Annotated in this window: 10 protein-coding genes; 4 read left to right on the top strand and 6 right to left on the bottom strand. The window is 69.2% G+C overall.

Annotated features, from left to right (window positions below; translation table 11 throughout):
- Positions 1-166: 166 nt before the first annotated feature.
- The 4 genes from aceE to ABJK40_RS11595 form a co-directional block, all read right to left on the bottom strand.
- Positions 167-2,944, bottom strand: coding sequence for a pyruvate dehydrogenase (acetyl-transferring), homodimeric type (gene aceE, locus ABJK40_RS11610; protein ID WP_348480848.1), 2,778 nt, complete (start codon positions 2,942-2,944; stop codon positions 167-169).
- A 186-nt stretch (positions 2,945-3,130) separates the two neighbouring features.
- On the bottom strand, positions 3,131-4,894 hold the full coding sequence (locus ABJK40_RS11605; RefSeq protein ID WP_348510271.1) for an SGNH/GDSL hydrolase family protein: 1,764 nt from the start codon (positions 4,892-4,894) through the stop codon (positions 3,131-3,133).
- A gap of 29 nt (positions 4,895-4,923) precedes the next feature.
- Positions 4,924-6,573, bottom strand: coding sequence for a hypothetical protein (locus tag ABJK40_RS11600; RefSeq protein ID WP_348482529.1), 1,650 nt, complete (start codon positions 6,571-6,573; stop codon positions 4,924-4,926).
- Positions 6,574-6,674: 101 nt separating this feature from the next.
- On the bottom strand, positions 6,675-8,462 hold the full coding sequence (locus tag ABJK40_RS11595) for an SGNH/GDSL hydrolase family protein (RefSeq protein ID WP_348482527.1): 1,788 nt from the start codon (positions 8,460-8,462) through the stop codon (positions 6,675-6,677).
- A 139-nt stretch (positions 8,463-8,601) separates the two neighbouring features.
- Between ABJK40_RS11595 and ABJK40_RS11590 the strand changes: the two genes are divergently transcribed.
- Positions 8,602-10,818 carry an acyltransferase family protein gene (locus ABJK40_RS11590; RefSeq protein WP_348482525.1) on the top strand — a complete coding sequence of 739 codons (2,217 nt, stop codon included), beginning with the start codon at positions 8,602-8,604 and terminating at the stop codon, positions 10,816-10,818.
- Positions 10,819-10,869: 51 nt separating this feature from the next.
- Here the strand turns inward: ABJK40_RS11590 and ABJK40_RS11585 are convergent, their stop codons facing one another.
- On the bottom strand, positions 10,870-11,301 hold the full coding sequence (locus ABJK40_RS11585) for a ribonuclease H (protein ID WP_348482523.1): 432 nt from the start codon (positions 11,299-11,301) through the stop codon (positions 10,870-10,872).
- Between the two features lie 152 nt (positions 11,302-11,453).
- On the opposite strand from ABJK40_RS11585, the gene ABJK40_RS11580 reads away from it, so the two are divergent.
- From ABJK40_RS11580 to ABJK40_RS11570, 3 genes are all read left to right on the top strand, one after another.
- Entirely contained in the window at positions 11,454-14,822 is a 3,369-nt protein-coding gene (locus tag ABJK40_RS11580) for a SpoIID/LytB domain-containing protein (RefSeq protein WP_348482522.1), read from the top strand.
- Positions 14,823-14,957: 135 nt separating this feature from the next.
- Positions 14,958-15,734 carry an SDR family NAD(P)-dependent oxidoreductase gene (locus ABJK40_RS11575; protein WP_348482520.1) on the top strand — a complete coding sequence of 259 codons (777 nt, stop codon included), beginning with the start codon at positions 14,958-14,960 and terminating at the stop codon, positions 15,732-15,734.
- 78 nt (positions 15,735-15,812) lie between these two features.
- Positions 15,813-16,094 (top strand): DUF427 domain-containing protein, encoded by a 282-nt coding sequence (locus ABJK40_RS11570; protein WP_348482518.1) that lies wholly within the window; start codon positions 15,813-15,815, stop codon positions 16,092-16,094.
- A 91-nt stretch (positions 16,095-16,185) separates the two neighbouring features.
- Here ABJK40_RS11570 and ABJK40_RS11565 read toward each other — a convergent pair whose 3' ends face one another.
- On the bottom strand, positions 16,186-16,950 hold the full coding sequence (locus ABJK40_RS11565) for a DUF222 domain-containing protein (RefSeq protein WP_348482516.1): 765 nt from the start codon (positions 16,948-16,950) through the stop codon (positions 16,186-16,188).
- Positions 16,951-17,443: the final 493 nt, after the last annotated feature.

The raw sequence follows: 17,443 nt of genomic DNA, 5'->3' as shown, positions 1-17,443 counted from the left end.
GACTCACCGGACCGACGGGACCTGCACGAACCCGGTTGGTCGGTGAGTCTGCGTCGGGCCTGGAGCGACCGAGACTCACCGGACCGATGCGATCCGTACGAACCTGGCTGGGCGGTGAGTCTGCGTCGGGCTGGGAGCGACGCAGACTCACCGAACCGAATGGCTCTTACGCGGTGAAGGAGTTCCAGGGATCGATGGCGTCGGGGTCGATGTCGTAGCGACGCATCGCGTCCTCGACGGTCCCGGCGTCGACCCTGCCGTCGGCGAGGAGACCCGAGAGGGTGGCGACGACGACGTGGCCGGTGTCGATCTCGAAGAAACGACGCAGTGCCTCGCGGGTGTCGGAGCGACCCATCCCGTCGGTGCCCAACGTGGTGAAGGTGCGGTGACCGTCACCACCCGAGGGCAGGAACTGACGGATCTGGTCGGGCACGATGGACATGAAGTCGGTGACCGCCGTGATCGGGCCCGACGACTCGGCGAGTCGCCGAGCGACGAGCGGGACGTGTGCCTCGCCGCTCGGGTGGAGACGGTTGTGCCGCTCGGCGGCCAGCCCGTTCTCGCGCAGCGCCTTGTACGAGGTGACCGACCACAGTTCGGCGCGCACGCCGTAGTGCTCGGCCAGTTCGTTCGCCGCCGCACGGGCAGCGCCCTGCGCCGACCCGGAGAACAGGATCGTGGCCCGCTTCGCGTCCTGGTCGGCGCCCTCGATCACGGGAGCCTCCGCGAACCGGTAGATGCCCTCGACGATCTGCTGCTTCAGGCCCGGCTGACCCTCGACGTCGCCCGGCAACGTCGGCATCTCGTAGTTCTCGTTGTAGAGCGTGATGTAGTAGATCACGTCGGTCCAGTTGGCGTCGAGGCTCCCGCCGTACATCCGCTCGATGCCCGCCTCGACGATCGCGCCGACCTCGTAGGCGTACGCCGGGTCGTAGGCCTGCACCGTCGGCATGGTGGAGGCGAGCACCAGGCTGTGGCCGTCCTGGTGTTGCAACCCCTCGCCCATCAGCGTCGTGCGTCCCGCCGTGGCCGCCATGAGGAAACCGCGGGCGCGGATGTCGGCCGCCTGCCAGATCAGGTCGCCGACCCGCTGGAAACCGAACATCGAGTAGAAGGTGTAGAACGGCACCATCGGCACGCCGCGCGTGGAGTACGACGATCCGGCGGCGATGAAGCTCGACATCGCACCGGCCTCGGTGATGCCCTCCTCGAGGATCTGGCCCTGCTTGGACTCCGAGTAGGAGAGCAGCAGGTCGTGATCGACCGACTCGTACTTCTGGCCCTGCGACGCATAGATCTCGATCTCCTTGAACAAGCCGTCCATGCCGAAGGTTCGGGCCTCGTCGGGGATGATCGGCACGATCCGCTCGCCGACGTTGGCGTCACGTGTCAGGTTCCGCAGCAGCCGGGTGAAGCCCATCGTCGTCGACACCTCCTGGCCACCCGAACCACCCCACATCTCGGCGTAGGCCTTCGCATCGGGCATCGACATCGCCTTGCGGACCCGCGTGCTGCGGCGCGGGATCGATCCGTCGAGCGCACGGCGACGCTCCATCATGTACTGGTACTCGACGGAGTCCTCGGCAGGCTTGAAGTACGGCGGATCGTCCGCCTCGATCGAATCGGCGGGGATCTCGTCGTGGAGATGCAGGCGGTCGCGCAGGGCGACGATCTGCTTCTTGGTCATCTTCTTGATCTGGTGCGTCGAGTTGCGACCCTCGAAGCCCTCGCCGAGCGTCCAGCCCTTGACCGTCTTCGCGAGGATCACCGTCGGGCGACCCGATCCGAGGTTGTCGACGGCCGCCTTGTACGCGGCGTACAGCTTGCGGTAGTCGTGGCCACCACGCGGCAGGTTGCGCAGGTCGTCGTCGGACAGGTGCGACACCATCTGACGCAGCCGGTCGTCGGGCCCGAAGAAGTGGTCGCGGACGTAGCCGCCGTCCTCGATCGCGTAGCGCTGGTACTCACCGTCGACCGTGCTGTTCATCTTGTTCAGCAGTACGCCGTCCTTGTCCTGGGCGAGCAGGGGATCCCACTTCGAACCCCACACGACTTTGATGACGTTCCAGCCGGCGCCGCGGAACGTGGCCTCCAACTCCTGGATGACCTTGCCGTTGCCGCGCACCGGGCCGTCGAGGCGCTGCAGGTTGCAGTTGACGACGAACACCAGGTTGTCGAGGTTCTCGCGCGACGCGAGGGAGATCGCACCGAGGGTCTCGGGCTCGTCGCACTCGCCGTCACCGAGGAACGCCCACACCCGGCTGTTCGACGTGTCGTCGATCTGGCGGTTGTGGAGGTAGCGGTTGTAGCGGGCGTGGTAGAGCGAGGTGATCGGGCCGAGGCCCATCGACACCGTCGGGAACTCCCAGAACTCGGGCATCAGCCGCGGGTGCGGATACGACGACAGGCCGCGACCGCCACGACCGATCTCTCGCCGGAAGTGGTCGAGGTCGTCGGCCGTGAGTCGACCCTCCATGAACGCCCGGGCATAGACGCCGGGCGCGGCGTGACCCTGGAAGTACACGTGGTCGCCGGGCGTGCCGTCCTCGTTGCCGCGGAAGAAGTGGTTGAACCCGATCTCGTACAGCGCCGCCGACGAGGCGAACGTGGACAGGTGCCCACCGATGCCGTCGGCCATCTTGTTCGCCTTGACCACCATCATCGCGGCGTTCCAGCGCACGAAGGCCCGGATCCGGCGCTCGATGTGCTCGTCGCCCGGGAACCAGGGCTCCTGCTCGAGGGGAATCGTGTTGACGTACGGCGTGGACACCGTGGCCGGGAACGACACCTGGGACTCGTTGGCCCGATTCATCAGCCGCGTCAGCAGATAGCGCGCACGGGTCTTTCCGTGCGTTTCGACGACGGCATCGAGGCTGTCCAACCACTCATCGGTCTCGGTCGGGTCGATGTCGGGCAGCTGGTGCGCGTATCCGTCGAAGATCATGTCGGTCATTCTTGCAGCGTTCTCCACAGTGACCGGTCGGTAACTTCTCCGACCACCCCATCGCCTCGCACGAGGTGTGGAGTGGGTCAGACCCCTGCCACACCCAGGTGGTGTGGAGTGGGTCAGACCCCTGCCACACCGCGTGTCGCCCGTCGGGTCGGGCCGTGTCGTGGCGCGCCGAACCCGTCAGGCGTCGATCCACCAGCCGTTGGTGTCGAACACGGTCTGGGCACGCGCCGAGGACGTGAGACACATCCGGCCGTTCGTGACCGACGTGGTGACCGAGTTCGCACCGATCACGCCTGCGCCCGCGTTCGCCGACGACGTGGGCGGCGCGCCGACGCAGCCGAACGCGGTCGCGAAACCCGTCGAGACGGGACGGACCAGCGTGAGCGTCCCGGTCACGGCGGCGGCCGTCGACGGGGCGACGCCGACGTCGAGCGTCTGATCGGCACCGTGCACCGGTGCCCAGCCGCCGGTGCCGTCGCGGGTGTCCAACGTGCGCGTGGCGACGATCGGGACGTAGGCCAGGTCGCCGTCGCGGCCGAACCCGGCGGTCAGGTCGACGACGATGTCGGTCCCGATGCTCGCGTCGACGCAGAACGTGCCGTCCGCCCCGACCGGTACGAACGCCGACGACGACACCGGCGCCCCGGGCGCGAAGTTCAGGGCAGCGGTTCCGGGAGGGTCGTCGCAGCGCGAGGCGGTCAGGAACCCGATGCCGTCGGGACCGACGGAGGTGAGATTCACGGCGACGGCGTCGACCGGTCCGGCCAGCGCCGCTGCGGCGTCGACGACGACGCGCTGCAACCTCCCCGTTCGTCGGGTGTCGTGCAGGCGCGACGGTGTCTCCAGCGGAGACATCCGCTCGCCTGCGGAGCCGGCCACGAACACCCCCTGCAGGTCGACGACGACGTCGGTGTCCTCGCTCGCGAACACGCACACCGTCCGATCGTCACCGATCGGGGTGACGGTGGGAGCGCCGATCGGTCGTCCGGAGCGGAAGTTCAACGTGGCGCCGCTCGGCGGAGCGTCACACGGACCGGTCGACAGGTGCCCGTCGCCGGTGGCGCGCGCCGAGGTGACGTGGAGCGCCACGGCGGTCGCGTCGTCGGGAACACCGTCGGGAACATCATCGGCGACGTCGTCGAGATCGATGCGGAGTCGGGATCCGGCGCGGACCGGGCCGGTGGTCGCCACACGCGTGTCGACGAGTCGCTGCGGTGTTCGCACCACGAAGGTGCTCGCATCGGTCGTCGGGGTCGGGAGTGCCACGTCGCCACCGGTTCGTCGGGCGACGGAGAACCGTTCGGTGAACTCGGTCGCCATCCGGTCCGACCGCCGCCGGTAGCCGTCGGGGTCGAGGTGCACCTGGTCGCCCGATCGGTATCCGCCTGCGTCGAACTCGGCGAGCCAGTCCCAGACGTGCACGTCGTCTCGCTCGGCATCGACGACGCGTAACGCTCGGTTGAACGTGTCGCGGGCCGACGTCGACGACTTGGTGATGGTCGGCCACCAGATCTCGTGGCCCGGACCGATCGACTCGACGACGTGCATGATGCTGTCGACGGCACAGGCGAGGTCGGTGCCGCAGAAGCCGGAGTCGTTCACGCCGAGGTTCACGATCACGTGGCGTGGGTCCCACCCTTGCGATTGCCACCGGTCGATCCAGAACGACGAGCGGTACTCGTCGGCCACCGGGAACTTGCCCGAGGTCGCGCTCCCGGCGGCGCGGAACCGGATCGGTCCCCACCCTCTCGCGGACAGTTGATCGGGCAGCGTCGGCCCGTACAGGCCGGCGCCGAGCAGGACCGAGTCACCGATCACCGTGACGGGTCCGAGGGGGCCGGCCCGGTCGACGGTGATCTCCGTCGCGGCCTCGACGCCCTCGTGGGAACCGCCGACGACGAGGCCGACGCACAGCAGCGTCGTCGCCGTGAGCTTCGACATCGATCGGAGCATCCGACGCCCGGGACGGGTCATCGGGTGCGGCTGTCGACGAGTCGCTGCGGCGGTCGAGGCGCGAAGCCGGCGCCCGTCGTGGCGAGGAGGTCGAACACGATGTGGGCGTTCCCGGTGTTGGAGATGCACAACTTCCCATCGGCGTCGGGCTGGAGCACGACGGCGTTGGCGATGGTCTGGCCCGCCCGGTAGTTGATGTTCGACGTGCTGGGTCGCCCCGACGCGCACGGGTACGCCGTGGCGAAGCCGTCGGTCGCCGGAGCGACGATCGTCAGGTTTCCGATGACGCCAACCGCATCGGCGGGGGTGTGGTCGTCCGACTCGGGAATCCGGATCACGACCGTCGCGTCGACGACACGACCGGCTCCGGTCCTCGTGTCGAGGAGTCGATCGGCGGTGCCGGCGGTGATCGTGGTGTCCTGACCGAACGTCGCGAGGACGTCGACCACCACGTGGGCGTCGCGGTCGGCGGTGAGACACACCCGTCCGGCGGCATCGGTGGGGGCGAACACCAGGTTCGGCGACGGAAGCCACGCACCGAAGTTGACGTTCGACGTGTTCGGCGCCTCGACGCCGCACCGGTGGACGGTCAGGAACCCGGGGCCGTCGGCGCGCGTGACGGTGACGTTGAGCGCCACGACACCTGCGGCCGATGAACCGGGGACCGCGACCACCTCGCGCGCCACCCCCGCCGGTTGGCGGGTTCCGTCTCGCGTGTCGAGCACGCGGGTGGGCTCGTCGCTCGTGATGTCGGCGTCGTGTCCGAACGTGCCGAACCCGTCCACGATGACGTGTCCCGCCCGCTCGTTGAACACGCAGACGTCGCCGGAGGCGCCGAGCGGAACCACCGCAGCAGCGGCGATCACCTGATCGCGCACGTGGTTCAGGTTGCTCGACGGACTCGAGCCCTGTTCGCACGGGAACGCCGACAGGTATCCGCCGAGTCGGCCGCGCACACTCGTGAGGTTCACCGCGGCCGCCACCACGTCGCCCGACGCCACCTGCGCCGGCGTCGCCACGTTCACCCGGGTGATCCCGCCGTTGTCGGGTCGGGTGCGCGCATCGGCCACCGCCCGGGTGATCAGCGACGTGTACAACTCGGCACCCGTCCGGTTCAGGTGGATCGCGTCGTAGGTCACGTCGCTGCGGTCGGCGGCCGCCGCCCAGTCGACCAGCGTCAGTTCGGGGTGCCGGTCGAGGGCGCGCACCAGGTGTTCGTTCACGGTCGGGAAGTACCAGGAATAGGGCTGCACCTGTCGCCAGGCGGCGGGCGTGACGTACTGCTGCTTCACGTCGCGCAGGGTCACCCAGTACACATGCTTGACACCGGCACCGGTGAGCGTGTCGATGATCGAGTCGACACTGCGTTCGAAGCGAGCCGGGTCCCAGAATGGATAGTTGTAGCCGCCGGCGATGACGACGTGGTCGCCTGTGCGGAACAGGTTCGGCCGGACGAAGTTCGACTCGAGTTGCTCGACGAATCGGGCCGGTTCCCCGACCACCACGGCCTCCCAGCCCGGCGGGAACGCGGTCTCGAACACGCCTCGGGTGCCGAGCCCGACGGAGTCGGTGACGAGCATCACCCGCTGGTCGCGCGGCGCCGTTGCCCCCACAGGCGCCCCGCCCGTCGACGCGGTCGCCGTGACGGCAGCGGCGACGGTCGCCATGGCGACCAGGGAACGCGCGATGCGGGAACGTGTGACGAGAGAGCGTGTCGCGAGGGGACGTGACACCGGGCTGCAGGAGGCATGTGCGCAGGAACTCGGGGTCACGGCACCCACCAACCGGTCGTGTCGAAGAGCGTGTGGCCTGCGGTCGATGCCGTGAGGCACAGGCGTCCCGCGCCCGTGACGCCGACCGTCACCGAGTTGGCGATCACCGCCCCCTGGCCTGCGTTGGCCGACGACGTCGCGGTCGACCCGGCGCACGGCTCGGCGCTGACGAAACTGCTGTCGAACGGGTTGACGATCGTGAGGGTCCCCGTCACCGCAGAGGCATCCGGTGGGGCGACCCGGATGTCGAACGTCTGACCGGCGCCGTGGATCGGACCCCACCCGCCCGTCGCGTCGCGGGTGTCGATGGCACGCGTCGGCGCCACGGGCACGAACCGGAGTCCCGGTCCCGTCCCGAAGGTTCCGGTGATGTCGACGGCGATGTCCGTCGACACGTTCGCCCGGACGCAGATCGTGTCGTCGTCGGACACCTGCACGATGGCCGAGGCCGCCCACGCTCCGCCGGTGCGGAAGTTGAGGTTGGCGGCCTCCGTGGGCGTGCCGCACGGGTAGGCGCTGAGGAAACCGTTCTCGGACGCCCGAACCGCCGTGAGGTTCACGGCGACCGCCGACGCCCCTGCGGGGACCGCCACGACGAGTTCGGCGGGTCGAGCGGCACCGCGGGTGTCGACCAGGCGTCGCGGTGTGCCGAGTGGCGTGAGCGTGAGGCCGTCGGGGCTGCCGGTGAACGCACCCTGCAGGTCGACCACGAGATCCGACGCTCCGGAGCTGGACACGCACACGTCGTCGCCCGTGCCGAGGGCGACGATCGTCGGCGCCCCGATCGGTGTCGACGTGCGGTAGTTCACCGTGGATGCGTCGGACGTCTCCCCGCACGGTGTGGCCGTGAAGAACCCGTTCGTGGTGGCTCGCGCCGAGCCGAGGTAGAGCGCGACGGCGGTCGTGCCGTCGGGCACCGCGTCGGCGAAGTCCACGCGACGCGTGGTTCCCGGCGCCAGCGGACCCGAGCCGTCGGACCTCGTGTCGACGATGCGCGTCGACGGCAGCGACACGAACGTGCTGGGAGACCGTCCCGCAGACGGCAGTACGGCGTCGCCCCCCACCCGGGTGCCCCGGGCCATGTCCCTCGTGAACACCTCGGCCATGCGGACCGACCGGGCCCGGTACCCGTCGGGGCTCAGGTGCGTCCCGTCGGGCGACGGGTACTGCGAGAGCTCCGCCGGCCAGTCCCACGTGGTGAAGTCGCTGCGCTCGTCGGCGAACTGGCGCAGGGCTCGGTTCCAGTTCTCCTGCTCCGGGAACTTCGTGTAGAAGCGGGTGATCTGTGGCCACCAGATGCGGTGGCCGGGCCCGATCTCGTCGATCACCCGCTGGATGCTCGTGCGCGCGCACGCGAAGTCCGTGACGCAGATTCCCGAGTCGTTCGCACCCAGGTTGACCAGGACGTTCGGTGCGTCCCAGCCCTCCGCGCGCCAGCGACGGAACCAGTTCCCGGCGCTGAAGTCGCCAGTGCTGCGCGTGTTGTAGCCCTCGCCGGCGCGGAACCTGATCGGCCCCCAGCCGCGCTCGGCGAGACGGTCGGGCAGGGTCGGCCCGTACAGCGCCGAGCCGAGCAGGACCGAGTCACCGAAGACGGTGACCGCTCCGAGGGGGCCCGGAGCGGGGATGTCGATCGCCACCGGCGCGGCCTCGGCCACGCCGTCGCTCGATGCCGCTCCGATCGCCACGGCCGCTGCGGGAACCAGCAGCGTCACAGCGAGGAATCCGTGCGCGAGACGACGCCCGAGGTCGCGCCGTCGTTCCATGATCCTCTCGGTCCCCATCGCGCCGATCGTAGTGGGGGTCGTGAGGTCGGGCGGGTGCCCATGTGGACACTTCGGAGTGGTCGTCGCGGCGATGATCGGCCGTGGCGACCCGAGGTGGCAGGGATCGAACGGGGCGCCAGACCTACACTCGGTCCGAGTGGACGGCGTGACGCAGGACGGCGACTCAGTGTCCCGACGACACGACGGAGCGCAACGCTCGACGTCGGTGATCGCGTACCAACCAGCGCTCGACGGGGTGCGGGCCCTGGCCGTCGCCGCCGTGTTGCTCTTCCACGCCGAGGTCGCAGGTTTCGGAGGCGGATATCTGGGCGTGTCGGTGTTCTTCACGCTGTCCGGATTCCTCATCACCAGCCTGCTCGCCGCGGAGGTCGACACGAAGGGATCCGTCCGCCTCGGAGCGTTCTACGCCCGACGCGCCCGACGTCTCCTCCCGGCCAGCGTCCTGCTCGTGGTGCTGGTGATGGTCGCGTCGGTCACGACCGACTGGTTCGAGGGCGTGACCGACCTGCGGGCGCACATCGTGGGCAGCCTGCTGCAGGTCGCGAACTGGGTGTTCCTCCTCGGTGGCGGTTCGTATCAGGAACTGCTGCAGCAGGCGGCGGGAGCGGCATCACCACTCGAGCACTACTGGTCGCTCGCGATCGAGGAACAGTTCTACTGGCTGTGGCCGGTCGCGTTCGTCGGGATCTGGAAGCTCGGTCGGACGATGCGCGGCCGACTCTGGCTGCTGGGTGCGGTGACCGCCGTCTTCGTCGTGGCCGCGCCGGTGACCGCTGCCGTGTGGGGGAGTGACGCCGCCTACTGGGCGTCACCGGCCCGAGCCGCGGAGATCCTGCTCGGAGCGTTCCTCGCGTTGGCGATCGCCGGCCGGACGGTCCCGTCCGGGTGGTGGGTGCTCGCACCCATCGCACTCACCGTGCTCCTCGTGTGCATCGTCGTGTTCCCCACGTCGGGCGGACCGGCCTACGCCGGATGGTTGCCTGCGATCGGTGTCGCGTCGTCGGCGTTGCTGCTCGGTCTCCAGGCCGCCTCGCCCGTGCGGACCGCCCTGTCGGTGTCGCCGCTGGTGTGGCTCGGCAAGGTCAGCTACGGCGTCTACCTCTTCCACTGGCCGATCTTCGTCGTGCTCAACTCCGATCGGGTCGGCGTCGACGGCCCGCTGCTGTTCGTCCTGCGGATCGCCGTGACCCTCGGCGTGGCACAGGTGTCGTTCACGTTCTTCGAACAGCCGATCCGGCGTGCGTCGAGCGTCGGCATCCGCCCGACGATGGGCTATGCAGCTGCCGCGACCGTGGCCGTGATCGTCGCCGCGGTCGTCGTGGTTCCCGGCGCCGACAGCGACTACTGGTCCACCAGCGACGAGGTCACCGAGGCCGCAGCTCTCGAGATCGACGACACCCCGCTGCTCGCCGATCCTGCGTCCGACCCCGCTTCCACCGGCCCGGCCGCGTCCGAGCCGTCCGACCCGTCGCCCGGGGACCAGGGATCGTCGACGACCGCGACGGCGACCGCGACGGAGTCGCCGACCAGCGGCGCCCCCGCAACGCCCGACCCGACACCTGATTCGGCACCCGACCCGACACTCGATTCGGCACCCGACCCGACGACGAGCACCTCGACCAGCAGCACGACGACCACGAGCACGGTGCCCGCGATCCCGGCGTTGGCGCGACCGGTGCGGATGATCGTGGCCGGCGACTCGACCGCCGAGGCCTACGGCAACGGCGTCGTGGCGTGGGCGGCGGCCTCGCCGGACGTGGCGCAGGCGGAACTGAACGTGCGTCGTGGCTGTGGGTTCCTGCGTGGCGGGCAGTACCGCCTGGAAGTCGAGTGGCTCGACATCCGCGAGGACTGCGACGAGTGGCTCGACGCCGACCTCGTCGACCGCGTCGCCGAGGCCACGCCCGACGTCGTGCTGATGGTCACCACGTCGTGGGACGTGCTCGATCGTCGCTGGGACGACGGCGACGGACTCGCCACGGACTCCGACGAGGTGAGAGCGCGGCTGCGCACCGACTTCGGCTCGATCACCGACCGACTCCTCGAGGCGGGCGCCGGCGCCGTGGTCTGGGTGGAGGCACCGATCCCCGACCCACTGTGGTTCTCCCGGGGCACACCGCAGGAGCAGCCGGCACGCCACGACGTGCTCCACGAGGTGATGGAGGAACTCGCAGCCGAGCGTCCCGGTGACGTGTACACCACCGACCTCCTCGGCTACTTCGACGAGGTGGGGATCACGACCGACGTCGACACCCGCCCCGACGGCGTCCACGTCACTCCCGAGGCAGCCCGGTCGATCGCCGACGACTACCTCGGTGAACAGATGCTCCGCGCCGCCCTCGACCTCTTCTGACCGCCATCGCGGTGTCGGGTGAGCGCGGCCGGGCGGTCCGCTCGTCGAGGGTCAGCGCGGTGTCGCCGCGACGGCGAGTCGATCGGCCAGGTCGTTCATCGGGTGGCCGCTGTGACCCTTCACCCACGTGAACTCCACGTCGCTGTTGCGCACCGCGTCGATCAGCGGCTTCCACAGGTCGGTGTTGGCGACGGGCTGCTTCTTCGCGTTCTTCCAGCCGTTCTTCTCCCACTTGACCCACCACCGGTCCTTGAAGCAGTTGACGACGTAGGTGGAGTCCGAGACGATCTCGATCGGCGTGCCGTCGGCGCCGAGCGTGCGGATCGCGTCGAGCACGGCGTACACTTCCATGCGCTGGTTGGTGGTGGCGGCCTCGCCGCCCGAACCATGCGGTTCGCCGTTCGGGGACACCGCCCAACCCCATCCGCCGGGGCCCGGATTCCCGCTGCACGCTCCGTCGGTGTACACGACCACTCGTTCCATCGGGGCGAACCTACCGGGGCGCCACTCCGGGGCCGTTCGTCACGGTGGTCTCCAGGTCGTGGCAGGAATTCCTCAAGACCGCAGCACGACGTGCCGATGAAAGCCTCATGCTGAACTCGAGACTGCGCGCCCCGAGGTTACGGTTCGGTGACATGGGACCCCGTCGGCGCAGTGCGCGCATCCTCCTCGCCGGCGCGACCGCATGCACGGCATTCGTCGTGGCACCGGGTGCGGGGCCGGACCCCGTCGCCGAGGCTGCTCCCGACGACATCGTCGCCATCGTGATCGACGGTGTCGGCAACGGCCACGGACGTGGCATGAGTCAGTGGGGCGCGTACGGCTACTCGGTCGATCACGGTTGGGACTGGAATCAGATCCTCGCCCACTACTACGGCGGCACGGTCTCGGCCACCACGTCGGCGGGTCAACGAATCAGCGTGCGTCTCACCAAGTACGACGGGATGAGCGAAGTCGGTGTGATCTCGCACGGGTCGCCGGTTCGCTGGGGTTCGGCGTCGGGCCGGTCGATGCGTGCCGTCGAGACCACGCAGGGAACGTTCGACATCTACGCCTCGTCGCAGATCGCCTGCCCCGGCGGCACGTCGATCACGGTGCCAAACGGACCCGTCGTCCAGTCCGGCAGCTTCAGCGCGGGGGCCCAGCAGGTCCAGCAGTTCCTCGACCGGTACCACGACTCGGCCATCGCGGTCGACGGCTACTTCGGAAACCAGACCGTCGGATTCCTCGCCTCCTGGCAGCAGGCCCAGGGCCTGCCCGTGAACGGTGCGCGCTGGGACCAGGACGACGCGACCCGGGCGCGCCAGATCATCGGATCGGCCACGGGATCGGTGTCGTGGAACAAGGTCGGCACCCACGTCCAGTCGGCGGGTAACCCCGTGCGCTTCACGTCGATCGACGGCGAGAGCGGCTCGACCGACCGGGGTGACGTGCTGGGCGTGTGCTCCTCGGGCGGTGCCGTCACCCACTATCGCGGGGCCGTCGAGGTCCTGAGTTCGTCCGACGGCAACCGCGTCGTGAGCGACGTCGGCGTCGAGGGCTACGTCCGGGGTGTGATCCCGAAGGAGATCGCCGCCTCCTGGGCCTACGCGAACGACGGAGCGGGCGCGAACGCCGTTCGGGCCCAGGCGGTCGCCGCACGTTCGTACGGCCTCTCGCAGAATCGCTCGTACACCTACCCGGGCTCGTCGACGCGGTATGCGTCGACCTGCGACACCACGTCCTGTCAGGTCTACGGTGGTTCGGCCACGCGCAGCTCGGCGAACGGCTCGGTGACGAACGTCGAACACGTGGCCACCGATGCAGCCGTCCTGGCCACCGCGAACGTCGTGCGCAGGTGGCCCGCAGGTCACCCGAGCGCCGGCCAGATCGTGTCGACCGAGTTCTCCGCGTCGAACGGTCCGCGCACCGCCGGCGGAGCGTTCCCGCCCGTCGACGACATCGGCGACGACACCCCGTCGAACCCGCTTCATCGCTGGACTCGGATCATCGATGCCGACACATTTGCAGCCCAGAACGGCCTCGGATCGATCACCGGTGCGTCGATGGAGCCGACCACCGCATCGAACTACCAGGGCTTCGACGGCGTCTGGTTCGACGACATCGTCATCACCGGCACGTCCGGCACGTACCGCAAGCAGGCGTGGGACTTCCGCAATGCGATGGGATACAGCTCACCTGGGATGACCGTGAGGGTCATCCGGGAGAGCACGACATCGTCGTCGATGGCCTTCATCGGCGATTCCGTCGGCAACGGCATCACCGCCGACAACGGTGCCTTCCGCAAACTCACGGACGGCACGTTCACCTCCCAGACCATCGACGCCGTGGACAGTCGGTGCACGACGAAGGACTCGTGCCCCGGCACCAGCGGCGTCCAAGCGGCGAACGCACTCCCGAGCGGGCTCGACCTCGTCGTGGTCGAACTCGGCTACAACGACAACCCGGCCACGTTCGGTTCCGACGTCGATGCGATGATGACCGCCCTCACCGCCAAGGGCGTGAAGCGGGTGGCGTGGGTCAACATGGCCGACATCCGCCGGTCCAACGGCAACCTCGTCTACACACCGGCCAACGCCGCTCTCTCGGCCGCGACCTCGCGGTGGGGAAACCTCGCAGTGCTCGACTGGAATGCGTCGAGCAACACACCCGAACGCTCGCGCTGGTTCAACAGCGACGGCGTCCACCTGACCGCCACCGGTTCGGCGGAGTTCTCCCTCTTCCTGCGTGACCAACTCGTCGGTCTGGCGCCGAGCAGCTATCTCTCACCGCCACGTCGGATCGAGTTGCCGGTGGTCGGTTCCACGATGACGGCACCCGACGGTCGGACCGTCACCATCCCCGCCGATGCCGCCGGAGTCTCGCTGAACGTCACGATGGTGCGCCCTGCGTCCGGCGGGTTCGCCACGGTCTGGCCCTGTCAGCAGGAACGACCCGAGGTGTCGAGCCTGAACGCACGGTCCGGCGAGATCGTGGCCAACAACGTGATCGCTCCGATCAGCGCAACCGGCACCGTGTGCTTCTACTCCTCGGTCGGCACGAACTTCCTCGTCGACATCGCCGGATGGTTCGCGGGTGCGTCGAGCTCCGACTCGACCGCGCCGTTCGTCGGCCTCCTGCCCCAACGCCGGGTCGACACCCGATCGGGCATCGGGCGCACCACGCAGGTCACGCCGTCGTCTCCGCTGGTGGTTCCGGTGACCGGGCTCGCCGCTCAGCTTCCCGACGGCACCGCCGTCACCGTGCCGTCCGATGCCGCGGCCGTGGCCGTCAACGTCACGATCGCCCGGGCAACGGCCGGGGGATTTGCGACCGTGTGGCCGTGCGGCACGACCCGACCGCTGGCCTCGAACGTCAACTTCGAGGCGGGCAACCCGACCGGCAACGGCGTCGTCGCCCCCGTCGGCGCCGACGGAACCATCTGCGTCCACACCAGTGCGACCGCCGACGTGATCGTCGACCTCGCCGGGTACTTCGACGGCTCGGCTCCCGACGGAGCCGACGCCACCGCACTCGCCGGTGCCACGGCGTTCACGCCGGCCACACCGACCCGACTGGTCGACACACGCGACGGGACCGGCGCGGCGGACGGACGCGTCGAGCCCGGCACGACACTGCGTGTCGGCGTGCGCGGGGCGTCGCTCGACGTCGACGAGTCGACGGGCGGTTCCTCCACGCTGACCGTGCCCGCCGATGCCGCCGCCGTGGCGATGAACGTCACGGTCGCCGCTCCGTCGGGCAGGGGATTCGCCGCGGTCTGGCCGTGCGGTTCGCCGCAACCCACCGCATCGAACCTCAACTACGTCGCAGGTCAGAACCGTGCCAACTCGGTCATCGCCCCGATCGGCGCCGACGGCGACGTGTGCATCAGTGTCTCGGCGTCGGCCAACGTGATCGTCGACGTCGCCGGATGGTTCCGAGGCGGCAGCGCCGCCAGCTTCGTCGGTGCCGTTCCCGAACGCCTCGTCGACACACGCATCGCCCTCGGCCCCGTGCCGGCCTGACCACGGGCCGGGTCGGGGCGACGGCTGCGTCGCCGGCATCGGTCGTCGCGGCGCACCTCGGCCATCCGTGCCGCGCACCGGACCAGCGCGTACCCGATTGCGTGGCGCGACGGTGTGCGTTCTAGGTTCTGGGACATGGACATCAATGGTGCAAGTGCAATCGTCACGGGTGGTGCCTCCGGTATCGGAGCGGCATCGGCCCGAATGCTCGCCGAGCGTGGAGCCAAGGTCGTCATCGCCGACCTCAACGAGGAGGCCGGCAACGCGCTGGCCGACGAGATCGGCGGCGCGTTCGTCAAGGTCGACGTCACCAACACCGACGACCTGATCGAGGCCGTCGAGATGGCGAAGTCGATGGGACCGGTCCGCGTACTGGTCAACTCCGCCGGGATCGGCTGGGCGCAGCGCACGATCGGTCGTGACGGCACGCTCGAATCGGCAGCCAACCTCGACGCCTTCAAGAAGGTCGTCGCGATCAACCTGATCGGCTCGTTCGACGCGATCCGCGTCGCCGCGACCGCGATGAGCACGACCGAGCCGCTCGAGCACGGCGAGCGCGGTGCGATCGTCAACATCGCCTCCGTCGCAGCGTTCGACGGCCAGATCGGTCAGGCCAGCTATTCGGCCTCCAAGGGCGGCGTCGTCGGCATGACGCTCCCGATCGCCCGTGACCTGTCGGCGGCAGGCATCCGCATCAACACGGTCGCCCCCGGCCTGATCGACACGCCGATCTACGGCGAGGGCGAAGCGAGCGAGGCGTTCAAGGAGAACCTCCAGAAGGGCGTCCTGTTCCCGAAGCGCCTCGGCGACCCCGAGCAGCTCGCGTCGATGGTCGTGGAATGCATCACCAACAGCTACATGAATGCCGAATCGATCCGGGTCGACGGCGGCATCCGCATGCCCCCGAAGTAGTCGCCTCTCGCCCGATCCGCCGAACCGGCGGATCGGGCCCGGGGAACATCTCGGGGCGGGATCCGGTTGTGGAACCGCATGAGAGCAACGTTCAACGGTCAGGTCATCGCAGAGTCCGACGAGACGGTCGTCGTGGAGGGAAATCACTACTTCCCGCCCGCATCGGTGAACATGGACTACTTCTCCGATCCCACGGGTCGGTCCACCCATTGCCCGTGGAAGGGCGACGCCTCGTACCGCGACATCACCGTCGACGGCGAGACGGCTTCGAACGCGGCGTGGTTCTACCCCGAGCCGAAGGAGAAGGCGGCCGAGATCAAGGACCACATCGCCTTCTACGGCGTCGTCGACGTCAGCTGACGAGCGCGTCAGCTGAGACGCGCGACCGGCGACACCAGCGCAGCGGCGGTGGGCGTGTCTGCTGTCGGTCCGGCTCGGTCGCGGATACGGCTCACGTCAGCAACGGGATGGTGTTCGGTCGGCGGTCCATTGTTTGGCCGTCGTAGTGGATGGTGCCGTCGGGTCGGGTCCAGGTGGCGACACGGTCGGGGGCCATGGTGAGGGACCAGCGACCTTCGTGCACCAAGTGGTGGTGTGGCTCGCAGACCGGCAGGAGATTCTCGATGTCGGTGGTGCCGTGGTGTTGCCACCAGAACCGGACGTGATGGATGCGGCACGCGTCGAACGGCACGTCGCACGACGGGAATGCGCAGGTGGAGTGCATCGCCGAGAGTGCTCGGCGTTGTTCGCGGTCGGCCGTGCGAATGCTGCGCCCTTGGTCGAGGACGACACCGTCGGCGCCGAGCACGACCGGGAACACGTCTGCGTCGCAGCACATCCGTCGTACGGTCGACACCGGAATCGGCACACCGGCGTCCGTTTCACAGATCAGGCCGACACTGGTGGCGAGCCCGCTGAGGAGTGCCCAGTCGACCAGAACTGCGATCTCGGGGACACGCGCCGCCGACGCGCAAGCACCGACCCGTGGAGCGGGCGTGCTGCCAGGCAACGTGACGGTTGTGTCGGTGCCGGGTCGGGTGTCGGGCGTGGTGGCGATCGCGTCGACGAAGGCTTGGGCTTGGAGCTGATCGAAGCTCGACCGGTCGCCGGGAGCCTCGCCGTGTTGGCGCTGGCGCAGTGACGCCGTGCGGGCGTTGACGGCCTTCCAGAGTTGGCTGTCGCGGACGGGATCGAGCGAGAGCAGTGTGTGGCGCATGCCCGTGTGTCGATCGGGCCCAGCGTTTCACGGTCGACGCAACGCGTTGGCGGTCGAGTTCGCTGGTCTCGGCGGTCTGGTCGTGCTGCGCGGTGACGAACCGGGCGAGATCGCGGCACTCGCGTTCGAACTGATCGACGTCGAGCCGGGCAGCCCGTTCGATGAGGTCGGTGGCGTGGCTGGCGAACTCGGCGACCACGTCGTCTCCTTCGAGTCGGCCGATCGCGGTTGCCACGGCGTCGAGGTGCCCGCCGGTCAACGTCCCATCTGCGAGCGCCGCCTGGAGACCGGGTGCGGCATCGCACGCAGTGTTGCGGGCGGCTGCACGGCGTGCGTCACGTGCGGACCGACCGGTCTCGTTGACCAGAAGTGCTTCGACGGGTTCGCTGCGACCGGTATCGGCAAGCTTCCGCGTGCGGGCGGTCACATCGAGCTCGACAGCGTCACACAACGAACGAACCACCTGCAACGCCCTCAACACCGCACCGAGTTC

It is taken from the genome of Ilumatobacter sp. (genome assembly GCF_039969435.1).
Classification (GTDB): Bacteria; Actinomycetota; Acidimicrobiia; order Acidimicrobiales; family Ilumatobacteraceae; genus Ilumatobacter_A.
This window is presented reverse-complemented; position numbering and strand designations above follow the sequence as displayed.

Coding starts and splice junctions, on each gene's coding strand:
- aceE (WP_348480848.1), bottom strand. CDS start 2,944: ATGATCTTCGACGGATACGCGCACCAGCTGCCCGACATCGACCCGACC.
- ABJK40_RS11605 (WP_348510271.1), bottom strand. CDS start 4,894: ATGTCGAAGCTCACGGCGACGACGCTGCTGTGCGTCGGCCTCGTCGTC.
- ABJK40_RS11600 (WP_348482529.1), bottom strand. CDS start 6,573: ATGGCGACCGTCGCCGCTGCCGTCACGGCGACCGCGTCGACGGGCGGG.
- ABJK40_RS11595 (WP_348482527.1), bottom strand. CDS start 8,462: ATGGGGACCGAGAGGATCATGGAACGACGGCGCGACCTCGGGCGTCGT.
- ABJK40_RS11585 (WP_348482523.1), bottom strand. CDS start 11,301: ATGGAACGAGTGGTCGTGTACACCGACGGAGCGTGCAGCGGGAATCCG.
- ABJK40_RS11580 (WP_348482522.1), top strand. CDS start 11,454: ATGGGACCCCGTCGGCGCAGTGCGCGCATCCTCCTCGCCGGCGCGACC.
- ABJK40_RS11575 (WP_348482520.1), top strand. CDS start 14,958: ATGGACATCAATGGTGCAAGTGCAATCGTCACGGGTGGTGCCTCCGGT.
- ABJK40_RS11570 (WP_348482518.1), top strand. CDS start 15,813: ATGAGAGCAACGTTCAACGGTCAGGTCATCGCAGAGTCCGACGAGACG.
- ABJK40_RS11565 (WP_348482516.1), bottom strand. CDS start 16,950: ATGCGCCACACACTGCTCTCGCTCGATCCCGTCCGCGACAGCCAACTC.